This window comes from Sorangium sp. So ce590, assembly GCF_051521365.1.
In the GTDB taxonomy this organism is placed as follows: domain Bacteria; phylum Myxococcota_A; class Polyangia; order Polyangiales; family Polyangiaceae; genus Sorangium.
In genome coordinates, this window is the sequence record NZ_CP150346.1 from 10,466,300 (window position 1) to 10,482,252 (window position 15,953).

Consider the following 15,953-nt stretch of genomic DNA (forward strand, 5'->3'; position numbering starts at 1 on the left):
GACCGCACACATCGTGATGTGGCCTTTGTGCCGCGTGTGGCAATTCGCCCCACGCGCGGAGGTGGAGCCGGCACGCGCCCGGCGCGAGCGGTATTCCCGGGCGAGGACGCGGGCGGGCTGACAGCTCCCGTGCCCCGTCCCCCCGCCCGGCGCCCGGCCTGGCACTCGCATTGCTCTCTCACGGGCGGCCACCCCGGCGTATGCTGCCCAGGAAGAACGCAACGGCGCCTCGTGCGCCCCTGCAGTGAAGGTCCGTCATGTACCTGCCCGGAAAAGAGATCCGCTGGAAGGATTTTCTGAACGATCTCAAGCAGGAATGGGTCAAGGACAAGATCGACACCGTCGCTGCTGCGCTGACCTTCTTCGGCGTCCTCTCGATCTTCCCGTTCCTGCTCTTCGCTGTCGCCCTCGCCGGTCTGGTCATCGATCCGGCCGAGTCCGCGCGGCTGGTGCGCGAGCTCTACCAGATGGCCCCGCCCGCCGTGGCCAACATCCTGGGCGAGCGCATCCAGGCGCTCACCGAGGGGCAGAGCCCGGCGATCTTGACGGTCGGCGCGCTCGGCGCGGTCTGGGCGGCCTCTGGCGGCGTTGTCGCGCTCATGGACGCGCTCAACTCCGCCTACGGGGTCGAGGACAGCCGGTCGTTCGTCAGGCGCCGCGGGATTGCCCTCCTGGTCACGCTCGGCGGCGCCGTCCTGCTGACGGTCGCCTCGGCGATCGCGGTGGCCACGCCGGCGGTCACCGAGCACCTCGGCCCCCTCGCGACGCCGATCCTCTGGCTGCGCGTGCCGGTCTCGGCGCTCATCGTGATGGCCGTCCTGGCGGCGCTCTATTACGTGCTCCCCGACGTCGAGCAGAAGTTCAAGTTCATCACGCCCGGGTCGGTCGTGGCGGTCGTGATCTGGGCCATCGCCTCCCTGGGCTTCTCCTTCTATGTCAGCCGGTTCGGCAGCTACGAGGTGAGCTACGGCGCGCTCGGCGGCGTCATCATCCTCCTCATGTGGATGTGGATCTCCTCGATGGCGGTGCTCCTCGGGGCCGAGATCAACGCCATCATCGAGCACCGCTCGCCGGACGGGAAGCGCACCGGCGCCAAGGATGCCAGCGACACGGGGGTGGACATCCCCGAGGCCGCGAAGGAGGCGTGCCAAGGGACCGCGCTCCCGGCCAGCGCCGGCCGTCCCCCGCGCGACACGGGCGCTGGCGGCGACGCCGCGCTCCCCGACCCCGTCCGCTCGGGCCGCTCGGAGCTCCATCGGGGGAGGGCGTAATCGACGCCGCCTCTCCTCTTCACCTCGGCATTCACCTCGGCATTCACCTCGACACCTCGGCTGTGATTGCACCTCGGCCGCCACTTCATCTCGGCTGCCGCCGTCGCGGCCGCCGGGGCCCGCCCTTCGGGTCTCCCCCTGTTCACCGGAGCCTCCTGCATGCCGCATAGAGTCATCGCTTCCACGTCGCTGTTCGTGTTCGTGTTGATCGGCTCGCTCGCCGCGGGCTGCCAGAGCGCCCCGAGCGGCGCGCCCACGACCCCGGCGCCGGCCGGAGCCGGCAGGGGCGCCGAGGCCGTCGGCACGCCGGACCAGGAGGTCGGCCCAGGGGGGAGCAATCCGGTCGGCGCCGGGGGCGCGCCGGGCACGGGCAGCCAGCAGGGCTGCATCGACGGCCCGCTCCTCAAGTATGTGGGGCAGAGCCCGGACCAGTGCGCCCGGATGCGCTTCGTCTGCGAGCCGGGCTGGACCTACTTCAGCGACGATTGCGGCTGCGGTTGCACGAAGCAGCCGTGATCCGGGGCGAGCCCCCGCGGGGCCACGGCGGAGATCGCGCGCGGCGTTACCTACCTGCTGGCGGGCGGCGCGCGCGTCGCTCCACAAAAACACCTCGCGCCGGGCGGCCTGCGGCATCTAGCATCGGGGCCCGCATGCGCCCCCTCCTCATCGTGAATCCCCAGTCCAGCGGCGGAAATACGGGCAAGCTCTTCGACGGGATGCAGACGCCCATCCGGCGCATCCTTGGCGAGGTCGACATCGTGCGCACGGAGCGCCCGCGCCACGCCGTCGACCTCGCGCGGGAGGCCGCGCTCGACGGGCGCGAGACGGTCGTGGCGGTCGGCGGGGACGGCAGCGTCAGCGAGGTGGTGAACGGCCTCATGCAGGCGAGGGACGTGGGCGCCGCCGGCACCCGGCTCGGGATCATCGGCGCGGGCACGGGCGGCGATCTCTGCAGGACGCTGAAGCTGAACCACCGGCTCGACCGTTACTGCACGGCGATCGCGAGCGGCATCGCGCGCCCGATGGATGTGGGCCGCTTCTCGTACGAGACGCACGACGGCCGGCGAGCCGAGGCGTTCTTCGTCAACGTGCTCTCCGCGGGGATGAGCGGGCTCGTGGATCAGATCGTCAGCGAGACGACGCGGGTGCTCGGCAACTCGCTCGCGTACACGATGGCCTCGCTCCGCGGCCTCGTCCGCAGCCGCGTCGGCCGGGTGCGCTGCGTGGCGACGCTGCGCGGGGAGCGGCGCGAGATGGAGCTCACGACGCGCACCGTGGGCATCTGCAACGGCCGGTTCTTCGGCGCGGGCATGCAGATCGCGCCGATGGCGCGGGCCGACGACGGCGTGTTCGACGTCATCGACCTGGGCGGCGCGCCCCACCTGCGCTTCGCCGCCGTGTCGACCGGCATGTACACGGGCGCGCACATCCGCCACCCGGACGTCCGCCACTTCCAGTGCGATCGCATCGAGCTCACGCTCCTGAACCGCGACGTCGAGCGGGCGTTCCTGCTCGACGTGGACGGCGAGCCGCTCGGACGGCTACCGCTCACGGTCACGATCGAGCCGAAGGCGATCGAGGTCCTGGCGCCGGCGGATTGAGCGAGGGCGGCGAGGGGCAGCGCCGCGGCGGGAGGCGAGCGCGGCGCGTGCCCGGTTGGACGAAGCCGCTTCGTGGCAGCTGCTGTCGCATCCTGAAACGCCGTCGTAGCGACACCGCGAGCCGCGCCCGGAGCGAAGGGCCCCGCGCCCCGTCGACCGCGCCCGGTGCCCCGATTGCAGGCAGCTCCTCGCGAATCTGCACCCGAAGTGGGGTGGGCCTACACTGGATACGATCCAAGAAGGCTATCCTGCGCTGACCGGGAAGAAGGGGGCGAAGAGGGGGATCGGCGAGCGCGCGACCTTCTCGAGCTCGAAGGATCCGAGCTGGATCAAAGGCCCGCTTCCCGAGGGCGTGAGCTACCAGCGTCACAAAAACCACGAGAGGCCCGTGTGATATGAGCACGCGGATGGCAGATGTGTTGAACATCATCCTGGAGAAGCTGTCCGAGCACGCGCGGCGCACGCTGACTGCCGGGGGCGCGCATATCGAAGAGGCTGGCCGTGTGGACGAAGCATCGCTCCGGGCCGTCCTGCGCGGCAAGGGGCTCCCGGAGCTCGACTCCGCGCTCCAGTTTCACCGTGACGTCGGCGGCCTCTCTGTGCTCGGGCTCTCGCTCACCTTCTCGTCAGCGCGCCAGATAGTGCACTGGCCGGCCAGGCGAACGCCCGACGGAGAAGTTGCCGTCCCGGTCGGCTGCAGCCGAGGAGCCGTGTACTTCATCGATGCCCGCGGCGTGCTCCACCGGATGCGCGCCGCGCCGCGAGACAAGGAGCTCACCCCGGTGGCCACGAGCTCCTGGACGCTGCTCGAGAAGATCGCCCTTCTCGCCAGCGTCGAGCCGCTCGCGAAAGGGGTGCTGCGCTTGCGACTCCGGCCGTACGTGGGTGCGGCGCTCGCAGGAGCGCTCGGGGCGAAGCCGGCCGTCGAGGCCACGGACGGCTTTCACCGCTTCTTCCGCCGCGGCTCGCTCGTCATCGCTGACGGACACCCGCTCCGGGACGAGGGGAAGAGCGACACGCTCGTGTGGACCCCCGTCCTGGAGGACGCGGTCGCCGCGCTGCGCGCCGCGGGCTCGGCGTGCAAAGCGATAGGCGCCGAGCTCACGATAGCCGCCGCCGAGCTGCAGATCGAACCGCCGAGGAGCGCGCCGGTGGCGCCGTCCCCCGAGGTGCTCCTCGAAGGCGGCGCGGTCGCGCTCCTCGCGGGCGCTGGGGAGGAGGGCACCTCCGGCCATGTGTGGGCGCCGCCAGGGCCTCCGCGTCTGGAGCAAACACGGCTCTTCGCGGGCACGCTGCTGTCCTGGGAGACGGTCGACGCTCGCGGTGCGCGCATCCGTGATTTTACCCGAGCCGAGGACATGCTGCGCCCGCTGCTCACGCCGCGCGCCGTCCGTGGGCTCTTGCGGCTCAGCGCGCGCGTTGACCCCCGGCGCCAGGGCGAGCGGGCCGCGCTCGAGCACCTGCTCTCCTGCTGGGAGCTGCCGGCGCACGAGGCGGCGCTCGACTTCGAAGAGCGCCTGGGCGGCCTCCGCTTCGCCAACTTGCAGTGGGGGCCGTTCGGCATCGTCGGCGCGTGGCCGGACCGGCCAGCGGCGAAGGAGGCCGAGAGCGTGGACGAGGGCCAGCTCGTCCCGATCGGCGCCGAGATCCTGGGCAGCGTGAGCTACGCCGTCGACGCCGAGGGCGCGGTTCACCTGGAGGACGAGCACCTGGAGCCCACGCCGATCGCCGGGTCCTGGCGGGTGTGCCTCGAGCGCCTCGGCGCCGCCAGCGCGGACGAGGACGAGTTCCCGTGCTCCTGCCAGATCAAGGCGTGTGTCGGCCTGGCGATCGCGGCTGCGCTGGGTGCCGTGCCGGTGCCGGAGGGCACGGACCAGCATGCCTCGATGTGGTACCGCGACGGCGTCTCGGTGAACGAGGTCGCGGGAGACCCCTACAACCGCGAGCCACGGACAACGGTCGCTGCGTGCAGCGAGGGAGACCTGGTGCTCGCCCTCCAGGTGGCGCTCCAGGTTGCTCCCGACGCCGCCGTCGCGGTGTTCGGTGTGAAGGGAGATCCGTCGCCGCCCGCGCCGGAGGAGCCCGTCGTGGTGCGCGCGCGGCTCTGGGGCGACACGTGGGACAAGACGGAGCGCGAGCTGTGCATCTACGGTGGGCCCGAGCGCTACCGCTTCGTCTGGCGCTGAAGCGCCGTCGCGCGGCTTCAGCAACTTCCCGCAGGCTGGATCCCCTCCAGCACCTTCACGACCTTCGCGACGTTGCTGACCCATGCGGAAGGTTGGCCGGGCCTTGCTCCGGGGTTGGCCCCGCAGGCTTCGACGATGGACGCTCCAGGATGGAATGATGGCCGTCCCATCATTCCATGGTGGCGAAGCCATCATCGACCTTGAACGCGCCAGGGGGACTCCATGGCCCCCTGAACCAAGACGAAGAAGACGCCAGTGCTTCTCCGCGGAGAGCTCGTCCAAGCTTACCGGAAGCGTCTCCGCGAGACGGGCGCGCTCCGCGACGGGCAGCTTCAGGGCTTCGGTTTCCAGCTCGGGAAGGTTCACCGGGGGGATTGTACGGCGTGGCTCACGTATCGCCGCGACAACTCCGCGGTGGACTCCGCTGCTCCCGTGCTCTCCGCGGGCGGCGTCATGGACCCGGAGTACGCCGTCATCGTTTTCCCGGGGAGCTGAGGGATCGGAGAGCGCCTCACGGCGCGAGCGCGGCGGCGGTGGAGCTGAGCTTGCAGTTCACCGGCAGGCTCAGGGCGATCTCTTCGAGCGAGACGACGCGCTGGTCGATGTCGCCCGGAGGCGAGCAGTCCACGATCGCGAGAGGAGCCTTGTCCGACTCGGCGATCTTCGCGAGCTGACGGGCCCTCTCCGTCCACAGCTCCAGGAGCTTCGGGCGGAGCTTCTCGGCGTCCTTCAGCAGGGGACGCGGCGCGGAGAAGCCGAGGTCGACGCCCGTCTCGGAGGACTTCATGGCCGCGACGAGATCGCGCGTCGCCGCAACGAGCGACACCCATAGACCGCTCCGTGCCCAGTAGTCCTGCTCCGCCGCGAGAGCGACGTCGATCGAGCCGTCGACGCGAACCACGTAGACGGCCGGTTCGCCGAGCTCGCTCCCGTCCGCGGACGTGGACACTCCGCGCATCTTGCTCGTGACCGGGGAGCCGGCGGCCTCCCCGAGCCGCTGCGTGATCGCCTGCGCGCGCGTCTTGAGATCCGCCAGGATCGCGCGCGGATCGGCGCCGCGGCCCGTGAGCACGAACGTGATCTCGATCGTATCGGGCCGGACGACGAAGCCGCCCGGGCTCGCCCTCGGAGACACCGCGCTGACGGCGCCCATGCCGCTCGACAGGGACGATCCGACCGACGCGGAGTAGCCCGTCGACGCCGAGGGATGCGAGGACGCGGCGCCGGACGATCCCAGGCACCCGAGCGTGTGGAGGGCGAGGAAGGAGGGAACGACGAGCTGGAGGACGCGCATGGCGGCGCAGCATAATCTCCGCGGAGCCTGGCAGCGAGGAGCCTGGGCGCCCACGGCAGGGCGGCCGCGCCGAGGATGCGCGGCCGGCACCGGGGAGGCCGAGCACCATCTCGAGTCTGCGGCGGAGCCCGCGTGCGCCTGTGCTGGTCTCCTTGACAAGGCGGGGTAGGCCTCGGATATGCTATCTTTTCACGATGCGTGGAGGCGGCACGACGCGGTGGGGTCGGGGGTCAAGGCGCTCCACGTGGGGGCGGCGATCAGCGGCCCTGAGGACTGATGACGCCGCGAGGGCCGTCGTCGGTGATGTGGGCGTAGATCGTCGTCGCTCGCACATCCTTGTGGCCGAGCAATATCTAAATCGTCCGGATGTCGGTGTCCGCCTCGAGCAGGTGCGTCGCGAAGCTGTGGGCGAGCGTATGGCATGGCGTTCGCCTGGCGAGCCCCTCCGCGCGTCCGGCAGAAGCTGTGGCGCAGACCGTGAATATTAACTACCCATCATCCCGAGAGAGTCATGGAAGAACATGCCAAATCCCGAGGACGGAAGGCGCGCGTCGCGGAGCGCTCACTGGACTCGAACTCCTCGGAACCGGCTGCACCTACTCCGACGAAAAAGCGAACCGGCCAGGTCGATACCGTTGGCGAGTTGCTCTATTGGTCGTACGCCTGTCTCGCGGCCGCGTGTGCCGCTGAGAAGGCTGGGATCGCGCGCTACGACACTCGCTGCTGGATGATCCGCGCAAAGCTGTTCAAGGGGCTTCGTGCGGGCACCATGAAGGTCGGTTCGCTCTTCGCCGATGTTCGCGACATGCCGAGTGATCGTTGCGTCTACTGCGGCGCTACGCCGCCGCCAAAGCTCCATGGTGACCATCTGATCCCTAGACATCGAGGTGGTCCCGAATCAGGCGACAACTTGGTCTGGGCGTGCCGCTCCTGCAACAGCAGCAAAAATGCACGAGACCTGCTCGAGTGGTACGCGTCCAAGGAGAAGTTTCCTCCCTTGCTCTTGTTGCGCCGATATCTGAAACTCGCGATGGCGGAGGCGGACGCACGCCAAATCATGGGCACGAATCTCGTGGACAGGCCATCGGTGACGTTCTCGATTGAGCACGTCCCCGTAAAATATCCCCAACCCAGCGAATTCCGTGGCATGAAGTGAGCGCCCGACCAGCGGCATCGCGACCGTCCGCGCGGAGGCGGTTACGGCCGAGCACCATCTCGCTCAGGGGGTAGCCAGCGCTACGCGGGCGGGTGCCAGCCCACCTGGGCCCAGCGCCGGCGTGCGGTGACGATCGTCATCCGTCGAGCTGCTCATGAGGTCACGTGGCGTCGGCCGGCACGTGACCGAACAGCCGGCGCGCGCAATCGCGCCCGTACAGTCTCACCGTAAGGCGGACGCGAAGCTCCTGGTCGTCCGCCCCTGGGTGGCGAGCACGGATGCTCGCGACGGCCAGCTCACGGACCGCCTGGCTCAGCCGAATCGCAGCCTCGAGCCGCTTTTCCGGAGGCATGCGCCGGAGCAGCTCATGGTAGCGTGCATCCGCGTGCGGCGAGGTGTCGACCATCGACATACAGCATGAGCCTAGCAAGAACCGCTCGCACGGGAAGCGCTCGCCGCCGGTCCCTGGCGAGGCGGGCGGGCGCGCGGACGGTCGGGGGTTTACGCCCCCTGAGCGCGACGATCAGCGTCGTCTCCGTCCGTCGAGCGTCGCGCGAAGCACCAGGAGCATCACCTGATCCTTGGGACGGGTGAGCTTCTCCTTGATCGCGATGAGCCGTTCGAGCGTGATGACGCGTATCGGAATTTCGCCGAGATCCAACTCCTCGCTATCGGCCAAGAGCTCCTCCTACGACGTCTCTTCCTCGATCGTGCCCAGAAGATCGAGCGCTCCCATGTTGCGCTCCGTGAATCACGGCGGCGACGCCACCGACGACGATGAAGTCGACTTGATGCCGGGCGAGCACCCCGAGCAGATCAACGATCTTCGTCGACGCGGGCATGCGGCTCTCGCGCGAGCGTAACGAAGTCGATGTGGGCCTGGAGGGTGGCGATCCGTTCTGCTGGAGTGAGGCTCAGCATCCAGCGGATGAGCGTGAGGTCGACACCGTCATCGTTGTAGACCGGAGGCGTCGCTTCAGGATCGACCATCGTGGATGGAGCGTACCCTGCTTTGCTGCGATGGACGAGCCCCGGCCTCGCGGCGAACCGCTGCGCACCAACTCGTCATCTCGGCCAGATCGCCGCCAGCTCGAGCTCCACCGCGTTGAACAGCTCGGCCCTCACCTTCCCTTATCGGGTCGCGGGACGAGGTGGAACGCCGGCTCATCCAGGAGCCCCCGGCCGCCGGGCCCGCCGTCGCCGACGGTCGTGCGTCGGGCTCACGCTACCGGGCGCCCGGTGAGGACGCCGGCGCGCCGGTGGTCGCCGGAGGCGGCGCGCCGGTGCGGGTCGACCGGGGCGCGGTACCCTGGGTGGGGCGCGCGTGGCTTCACGTGCTTCGGAGCCCGTGCCGCGCCGGAGGGGTGCGGAGCTGCCGGCCGGGGCGGTGTGCTGGAGGGATGCGCAGGGGCGCAGCCTTCCGCGAGGACCTACTCGCGATGGGCTACTCGTGGACGGCGGCGTAGCGGCCGCTGGGCGTGACGACGACGTGGGCGGTGAGCGGGACGTGCAGCTCCGCGGAGAGGTGGCGCAGCTCCAGGGTCATCGCTTCGTCCTCGCGGGTGGGCGTGGGGTCGCCGCTGGGGTGGTTATGGGCGAGGACGAAGCTCTGGGCGGCCATGTCCAGCGCGGTGCGCAGGATGGTGGCGCGGCCGGCGTAGAGGGCGTCATCGGAACCGCGGGCGAGCAGGCGCGTCTCGCGGACGCGGCCGTGGCTGTCGAGCGCCGCGATCCAGAGCTCCTCGTGGACGAGCGAAGCGAGCCTCGGGCCGAAGTAACGCGCCACGCGGGCGGCGTCGGTGAGGAGCGCTCCTCGGCGCGCGCGGGCGGCGTGGTAGCGGCGGCCGAGCTCGAAGGCGGCGGCGAGCCGGGTCGCGTCGAACAGCGTGATCTGAGTGCGCTCGGCGAGGGCCACGGGAGAGAGGCGACCAAGGGAGGGGAGAGCGGCCGTGCCGAGGATGCGCGGGCCGACGCCGGGCAGGCCGAGCACCATCTCGACGAGGGCGGCCTCGGTCGCGGTCGGCAGCTCGGCCGCCGTCTCGGCGGGGGCGTCGACGGGGGCGCGGCTCATCGGGGCCACCTCCGAAAGCGGGTGAGGGCGCGGGCGAAGAGGCGGCGCGCGAGGCGGAGGCGGGTGGCGAGCGTGGGGCGCGGGAGCGAGAGGGAGGCGGCGATCTCGAGCGAAGAAAGGCCGGTGGCGGCGAGCGACAGCGACGCTCTGCGGATCGCATCTGAGATCCGCGCTGAACTCATTGGCACCAGCACATGAATAGGGCCATGCTTCTATTCCGGTCACATACGTCGAAGAGCGACGGCGTGCCGACCGCGTCGTCGGCGACCGGGGCGACCAGCAGGCTGCCCTCGTCGACCAGCCCCTCGCGCCGCATCGCGCCGTTGATCGGGCCAGCCCCCTCGCGCAGCAGCACGCGGACGCCGAACGTGGCGGCGAGCTTCCCGAGGGCGGTGGCGAGGTGCACGTCGCCACCGCCCTCGCGGTCCGCCCCGTCCCGCTGCGCGCGCCGGCGACAGGTTACGACACGCCGCGCTCCCGCAACTGCGCTACGTACTCGTCCAACACGCCGAATGACGCGATATTGCGCTGCACCCAGTGCAGCGCCGCCTGCTGATCCTGCAGACCGAAGATCCCCGAGCCGTCGAGTCCGCGGTACCCGAAGAACCCGAAGAACCCGAAGAGGCCGAGCCGGAAGTTGATCGTCACGACGACGACATCGCCGCCAACGGCGAGCCGACGGGCATCCAGGACGCTGCCCGCGCCGGTGGCTCAGGAGCCGGTCGTCGCGAGCAGCTCCCTGGCGTCGCTGACGACCGCAGCACGGCGGATCCAGCGGTCCAGCTCGGCGAGGTCGGTGCTCGCGAGGACGCGCTCCCGGACCTCGGCAGGGACCTCCAGCCCGCGGGCCTCGAGGACGGCGATCACGTCGTGCGCCTTGGCTTCGAGGATCCCCTGCTCCCGGCCCTTTTCCATGCCCTTTTCCATGCCCTCCTTGCGGCCCTTGGCCACGTAGCTGCGCGCGAAGTCACTCTGAAACTCGTATCCGCTCTTCATCATCGCCTCCAACGTCCGCCTCGCCGCTGCGTTCAACGAGGATAGCACCAGGTCCCCGTACACGGCGCGGCGCTCCTCATCGAGCCCGGCCGCCGCTCCCAGGAACGCCACGCCGATCGCCTCCCCTGCCTCGCCTTGCCCGTGCGCCATCGCCGAGAGCACGACCACCTCGGGCGCCGCCTTCGCCTGCTCGGCGTCGATGACGACCGGGACGCCCGCCGGCCCGAGCACCAGCGGCATCAGCGTCAAGCCGGGGTGGCCCGCGTCGATCGGCCGCGCGCACCACCGCGCGATCTCCGGGTCGATCGTGACAATCAGCAGCCACGTCGGGCAGCGGTGCCGGGCCCGCGTCTGCGTGACGTACACCGGCCAGACGTACGGCTTGTCCGGATCCACGCCGAGCTGGACCTCGACGACGATGGCCATCGCGGGCCGCTGCTGCTCGCCGAGCAGCATCACGAGGATGACGTCCGCCCGGCGGTCCGACGGCATCACCTCCGTCAGGTCGGAGGACTCGACGCGCGCCTCCGTGAAGGTCGGCACCGGCTGACCGAGCGCGTCCTGGAGCATCTCGGCGGCCAGCGTCGGCCGGTTCTTGAACAGCTCCACCAGGGCTTCATGGGTCACTGAGGGCATCGGGTCGTCTCTCGGGTGGTTGCAGCCACGCTGAATTCTCGAGCGGCGCGCCAAACCCATGCGTACGGGCCGCAGGGGCCGGAGCAGCCGCCTCCTCCTCTTCAATTCCGGGCACCTCCCTCGGGTGGTCACGCCGTGTGACCTGCGCGCGCTCTGACGCCTGGGCACGTCACCCACCGCCCCGTGGCCCGCGCGTGCTGCTCGTCCGCTCTGCCTCGCGCTCCGCGACGACATCCCGAATCGCGTCGTCCCCGGACTTCCCCGGATCACCATTGACGCCCGCTGGATCTTTTCAGGCGGGCGTCGCGGCGGACGCGCACCATTGCGCCCGTCGCGAGGGTGCTGAATCCGTGCTGGAGGTCGACCGGATCTTTCTCCGGGGTTGACCCAGCAGGCTTCGACGATGAACGCTCCAGGATGGAATGATGGCTGACCCATCATTCCTTGCTGGCGAAGCCATCATCGACCTTGAACCCGCCAGGAGGACTCCATGGCAACCCGAACGACGAAGCAGACGACGAAGAAGAAGAGCCCGAGCCCCACCACGAAGCCGAGCAGCACCAGGCCGGCCAGGCCGCCGAGCACCCGCGAGGTGGCCGACATGCTGGGCGTGACGCTCTCGCCGCCGCTCAAGCCCGAGCAGACCGCGCGGCTGCGCAAGGCGCTGCCGACCCGGGTTGAGCGCCCCGGCTTTCCCGGCGTCCCTTCCTGCCGCAGCCGCTCCGCACGCCCGGTCCGCTGATGTATCGTCGGCGTATGGCCCGTACCGCCCCGGTCCCGAACATCCCTGCCATTCCCGGCATGAACCCCGGCGTCTTCGTGATGGGGGGGCGGAGGCGGTGGCGGAGGCTCCGGCGGTCGTAAAGGCAACGGCGCGGGCGACGGCCAGGGCGGCAGCGGCAGTGGCGGAGGCGATGGCGCAGACGGTGGCGGCAAGGGCGCCGGCTCGTGCGGCACCGGCTCGACCGATGGCGGTGGGTGCCCGAACCATCATGGCTCCGGCACGAGCGGCAGGATGTCGCGCGGCGATCCCGTCGACGTGGTGACCGGGCGCGTCTTCACTGTGCCGGCCGTCGACGTCTCCTTTCCCGGCCCCCTGCCGCTCGTCATCGAGCGTACGTACTCGAGCAGCGCGCGCGACCGCGATGTCGGCATCGGGTTCGGGTGGACCCACTCGCTCGCCTGGCAGCTCCTGCTCCGCCGCGGATCGCTCCGTATCCTCTCGTTCGACGGCATCGAGCACGACATCGGTAAGGTGCCGCCGGGGACGGGGATCATCGGCCCTCACGGCTGGGTCGTCCACCGCGAAGGGACCGGCTTCCGGCTCGATCTCGCCGATGGGCGGCACCTGATCTTCGGCGCGCACGTCGTCTCCGACGAGGGCGAGCGTTACCTGCTGACGGTGATCGGCGACCAAGCGCAGAACCGCATCGTCCTCGCCTATGATCGTGGTCTTCTCATCGAGGTGACGGACGCCTCGGGCCGTGTCGTCCGCGTGCTGCGCGGGCGGGACGGCCGCATCGCCGCCTTTGAGGCGAAAAACACCGTCGCCCAGGGGAGGCGGGTCGCGTTCGCCCGCTACGCGTACGACGCGGATGGCAGGCTCACGGAGGTGGAGGACGCCGACCGACACGTCACGCGGTACGCGTACGACCAGAGCAATCGATTGATCGTCGTACACGGACCCGACGGGCCTCATGTTCTCTTTTCGGTACGACGGCGAAAGCCGGTGCATCGAGACGTGGGGCGAGTACCCCGGCAAGGCAGATCCGAGCCTGGCTGACGACGTCCCCGACATGCTTGCGGATCACGTCACCAGGGCCAAGGGGATCCTTCACACGAAGCTCGAATACTCAGGGGACGGTTACTGCGAGGTCGTCGACTCGGTGGCTCTCCACCGGTACTTCGGCAACACGCACGGGCTGGTCGACAAGGCAGTGACCCCGCTCGGCGTCTTTGACCGCACCTACGACCGGCGAGGCTCTCTCACCTCGTTCACCGATCCCCTCGGGGCGCGGACGACCTGGAAGCGCGACGTCATGGGGCGCGAGCTGGAAGTCGTGGACCCGCTTGGCCGTCGCACCGTGATCGCGCGCGACGCGTTGGGCGAGATCACTGCGGTCATCGGACCGGACGGGGAAACGACCCGCGTCGAGCGCGGAGGCGACACCCTGTTCTGGACCGATCCGATCGGCGCCACCTGCTCGGTTCGCTTCGATCCACGAGGCCTGCCCGTCGAGGTCCGCTGGCCCGATGGCAGGATGCTCGTCTTCCACCGCGACGCGCAGGGTAATGTCGTCGAGCACATCGACGAGGCGGGCGCGCAAACACGGGCGCGCTACGACGCGTGGGGCCGATGCGTCGAGATCTGGGATGCGCGCGGCGGACGGACGGCGTTCAGCTACTCCGACGGGGGGCGCCTCCTGTCCATGACCTCGCCGGACGGGTCGGTCGAGCGCTACGCCTACGACGGCGCCGGCAACCTCGTGCGCATCACCGAGCCCGATGGTCAGATGACGCGAATGTACTATGCAGGGCTTCACAAGCCCGTTCGCATCGAGAGGCCGAACGGCGAAGTGACCGAGCTGAAGTACAACCGCGAAGGATGGCTCATGCGCATCACGAACGGCCGGGGCGAGGTGCACAGCTACGAGAGGAACCTCGCCGGGCTCGTCGTCAGCGAACGCACGTTCGACGGCCGCGTCCTGCGGTACGGCTACGACCCGATGGGCAGGGTGGTGTGGTTCAGGAACGGGCAAGGAGAGCGCACCGAGTACGAACGTGATCTCGCGGGGCAGCTCACGAAGCGGACCTTCGACGATGGAACAGAGGAATCGTTCGAGTACAATGGGCGCGGCGAGATCGTCTTCGCCGTGAACGCCGCGGGTCGCTTCGCGTTCGACAGAAACGAAAGAGGATGGATCGTCGCCGAGACACAGGACGTCGCGGGCGCTCCTGTCACGGTGCACGTCGATTACCGGAACACCGGAGAGGTTGCCGCTCGCCGCACCTCGCTCGGCCACGCGGCGCAGTGGTCCTACGACTTCGCGCGGCAGCAGGTGGCACTCTTCCTCGACGGGCACGCCGAGGCCGTGTCCAGCCTCGATCCCTCGGGGCGCGAGCTGACGCGCTCGCTCAAGAGCGGAGCGCGGATTGACATGGCGTACGACGCGTTCGGGCGCCTCGCCGCACGGCGGATCGTGGCGAGCGCCCCCGGCGTCGCGGGCAGGGACCTCTCCCTGGAGCCCGCCTGGGTCGGTAGGTTGCCGCCGGGGACGGTGTACGCCGAGAGGCGCCGGTACGCGCCGACCGGCCTCCTCCAGGAACACTGGACCGCACGCGGTGGAACCATGCAGTACGCCTACGATCCGGTCGGCCAGCTCGCCCAGGTGCTCCGTGATGGGCGCGAGGTAGCCTCGTTTCGTTATGATCTCGCGGGTAACCTGCACGACGTCACGCGCGGGGCTCCGCCGCGCTCGTACGCGGCCGGCGGGAGGATCGAGCGTGCTGGAGACGCCGAGTACACGTGGGACGACGACGGTCGCCTCACCATGAAGCGCACGCGCTCGCCGTCAGGCGAGGAGGAGATCACGCGGTATCGCTGGTCCGCGTCGGGCATGCTGGCGAGGGTCGAACGCCCCGATGGCCTGATCGTCGCGTTCGAGTACGATCCGTTTGGCAGGCGCGTCGCCAAGCGGCTCCTGGCCCGCGCAGTGGACGCGTCCGAGCGCGTGCTCGAGGCGACGCGCTTCGTCTGGGATGGCGGGGCGCTCGTGCATGAGATCCGCCGCAGGGCCGACGCCAAAGGCAACCCAATCGTCGACGAACGAACCTACGTGTTCGAGCACGGCAAGACCGTCCCTGTCGCGCACCGCGAAGCGCACGCCAAGGGCGGGACGCGCACCGTGTCGGCGTGGTGGCATTACCTGAACGACGACTCCGGCGCGCCCGAGGTGCTCGTCGGATCGGATGGGCAGATCGGCTGCGAGCTCACGCGCGACCCGTGGGGTTCCGCCACAGCGGCGGAAGGCGCTCGGACGAGCACGCCGCTGCGCTTCCGGGGTCAATACGCGGACGAGGAGACCGGGCTCTCGTACAACAGGTATCGCTACTACGACCCTGGCCTCGGCCGGTACATCAGCGCCGATCCGCTCGGGATCGAGGGCGGCCTCAACGTGTTCGCGTACGCGGCGAACTGCCCGACCTCGGCGGTCGACGTCGAGGGGCTGATGTACTCGGTCATCAAGGACCGCCAGGGGAACATCGTCGCCGATGGACATAATCAAAACACGGGTCGGCCCCTTCCGCCGTCGCACAGCGCCGTTCCTGACGGCAAACCTTGCGCCGAGCGATCGGCGCTGACCAACCTGGCACATCGGCTGGGCCCTGGCGCCACGAAAGCGGACATTGCCAAGGTCTTCCAGGAGGAAGGCTACACGTTGGAGACGTACGAAGGCAATGCGGACAACTACAAGCGTGGAAAGCGAGTGGCAGCCAATCCCTGCCCCGTCTGCAAGGCGATGCTGAAAGAGATGGGGATCCCACACACCTCTGTCCAGGGACACCCGCCGACCCGACCTGGGAAAACCGCTCCTTGGAACGGCGAGTCGACCTATAATCCTGCCACCGCGAAGATTTTCAATGGAGCACGATGAGCACACGCACGTGCGCGGAGGGGGCGGAGGGGATCGACGACTCGGCTGACGGTCCGGAGCTTGCTGCGAGACGGGGTGCCCTCGAAT

General features: G+C 69.7%; 16 protein-coding genes and 1 pseudogene. 9 read left to right on the forward strand and 8 right to left on the reverse strand.

Translation table 11 applies throughout. The features are described from left to right. The first annotated feature begins 257 nt into the window (after positions 1-257). From WMF28_RS39730 to WMF28_RS39750, 5 genes are all read left to right on the forward strand, one after another. Positions 258-1,271 carry a YihY/virulence factor BrkB family protein gene (locus tag WMF28_RS39730; RefSeq protein WP_437598881.1) on the forward strand — a complete coding sequence of 338 codons (1,014 nt, stop codon included), beginning with the start codon at positions 258-260 and terminating at the stop codon, positions 1,269-1,271. Positions 1,272-1,430: 159 nt separating this feature from the next. Further along, positions 1,431-1,787 (forward strand): hypothetical protein, encoded by a 357-nt coding sequence (locus tag WMF28_RS39735; RefSeq protein WP_437598882.1) that lies wholly within the window; start codon positions 1,431-1,433, stop codon positions 1,785-1,787. A gap of 134 nt (positions 1,788-1,921) precedes the next feature. Continuing rightward, a complete protein-coding gene (locus WMF28_RS39740) occupies positions 1,922-2,872 on the forward strand; it encodes a diacylglycerol/lipid kinase family protein (protein ID WP_437598884.1) in 951 nt (316 codons plus the stop codon). Positions 2,873-3,279: 407 nt separating this feature from the next. Then, positions 3,280-5,058, forward strand: a complete 1,779-nt coding sequence (locus WMF28_RS39745) for a hypothetical protein (protein ID WP_437598885.1) — start codon at positions 3,280-3,282, stop codon at positions 5,056-5,058. A gap of 255 nt (positions 5,059-5,313) precedes the next feature. Beyond that, positions 5,314-5,553, forward strand: a complete 240-nt coding sequence (locus tag WMF28_RS39750; protein WP_437598886.1) for a hypothetical protein — start codon at positions 5,314-5,316, stop codon at positions 5,551-5,553. Positions 5,554-5,569: 16 nt separating this feature from the next. Here the strand turns inward: WMF28_RS39750 and WMF28_RS39755 are convergent, their stop codons facing one another. Continuing rightward, a complete protein-coding gene (locus tag WMF28_RS39755; protein WP_437598887.1) occupies positions 5,570-6,352 on the reverse strand; it encodes a hypothetical protein in 783 nt (260 codons plus the stop codon). A gap of 511 nt (positions 6,353-6,863) precedes the next feature. Here WMF28_RS39755 and WMF28_RS39760 point away from each other — a divergent pair. Beyond that, positions 6,864-7,508 (forward strand): HNH endonuclease, encoded by a 645-nt coding sequence (locus WMF28_RS39760; protein ID WP_437598889.1) that lies wholly within the window; start codon positions 6,864-6,866, stop codon positions 7,506-7,508. Positions 7,509-7,668: 160 nt separating this feature from the next. On the opposite strand, the gene WMF28_RS39765 is transcribed toward WMF28_RS39760, so the two are convergent. The 7 genes and pseudogenes from WMF28_RS39765 to WMF28_RS39795 all read right to left on the reverse strand — a co-directional run bounded on the left by WMF28_RS39765 (position 7,669) and on the right by WMF28_RS39795 (position 11,211). Continuing rightward, entirely contained in the window at positions 7,669-7,920 is a 252-nt protein-coding gene (locus tag WMF28_RS39765; protein ID WP_437598890.1) for a hypothetical protein, read from the reverse strand. 111 nt (positions 7,921-8,031) lie between these two features. Then, a complete protein-coding gene (locus tag WMF28_RS39770; protein ID WP_437598891.1) occupies positions 8,032-8,187 on the reverse strand; it encodes a hypothetical protein in 156 nt (51 codons plus the stop codon). A 137-nt stretch (positions 8,188-8,324) separates the two neighbouring features. Beyond that, the gene (locus WMF28_RS39775) at positions 8,325-8,498 is read right to left on the reverse strand and encodes a hypothetical protein (RefSeq protein ID WP_437598892.1); all 174 of its coding nucleotides are present in this window, start codon (positions 8,496-8,498) and stop codon (positions 8,325-8,327) included. Between the two features lie 454 nt (positions 8,499-8,952). Beyond that, positions 8,953-9,579 (reverse strand): JAB domain-containing protein, encoded by a 627-nt coding sequence (locus WMF28_RS39780; RefSeq protein WP_437598893.1) that lies wholly within the window; start codon positions 9,577-9,579, stop codon positions 8,953-8,955. Between the two features lie 178 nt (positions 9,580-9,757). After that, the gene (locus WMF28_RS39785) at positions 9,758-9,985 is read right to left on the reverse strand and encodes a hypothetical protein (protein ID WP_437598895.1); all 228 of its coding nucleotides are present in this window, start codon (positions 9,983-9,985) and stop codon (positions 9,758-9,760) included. A 101-nt stretch (positions 9,986-10,086) separates the two neighbouring features. Continuing rightward, positions 10,087-10,290: pseudogene (locus WMF28_RS39790) on the reverse strand (carboxylesterase family protein); the annotation flags it as partial. After that, complete coding sequence (locus WMF28_RS39795; protein ID WP_437598896.1) at positions 10,291-11,211, reverse strand: hypothetical protein; 921 nt, start codon at positions 11,209-11,211, stop codon at positions 10,291-10,293. A gap of 490 nt (positions 11,212-11,701) precedes the next feature. Between WMF28_RS39795 and WMF28_RS39800 the strand changes: the two genes are divergently transcribed. The 3 genes from WMF28_RS39800 to WMF28_RS39810 all read left to right on the forward strand — a co-directional run bounded on the left by WMF28_RS39800 (position 11,702) and on the right by WMF28_RS39810 (position 15,866). Then, positions 11,702-11,953 carry a hypothetical protein gene (locus tag WMF28_RS39800; protein ID WP_437598898.1) on the forward strand — a complete coding sequence of 84 codons (252 nt, stop codon included), beginning with the start codon at positions 11,702-11,704 and terminating at the stop codon, positions 11,951-11,953. A gap of 273 nt (positions 11,954-12,226) precedes the next feature. Continuing rightward, a complete protein-coding gene (locus tag WMF28_RS39805; protein WP_437598899.1) occupies positions 12,227-12,994 on the forward strand; it encodes an RHS repeat domain-containing protein in 768 nt (255 codons plus the stop codon). Continuing rightward, positions 12,909-15,866 (forward strand): RHS repeat-associated core domain-containing protein, encoded by a 2,958-nt coding sequence (locus WMF28_RS39810; RefSeq protein ID WP_437598900.1) that lies wholly within the window; start codon positions 12,909-12,911, stop codon positions 15,864-15,866. The genes WMF28_RS39805 and WMF28_RS39810 overlap by 86 nt, the downstream gene beginning before the upstream one ends. Positions 15,867-15,953 lie beyond the last annotated feature (87 nt).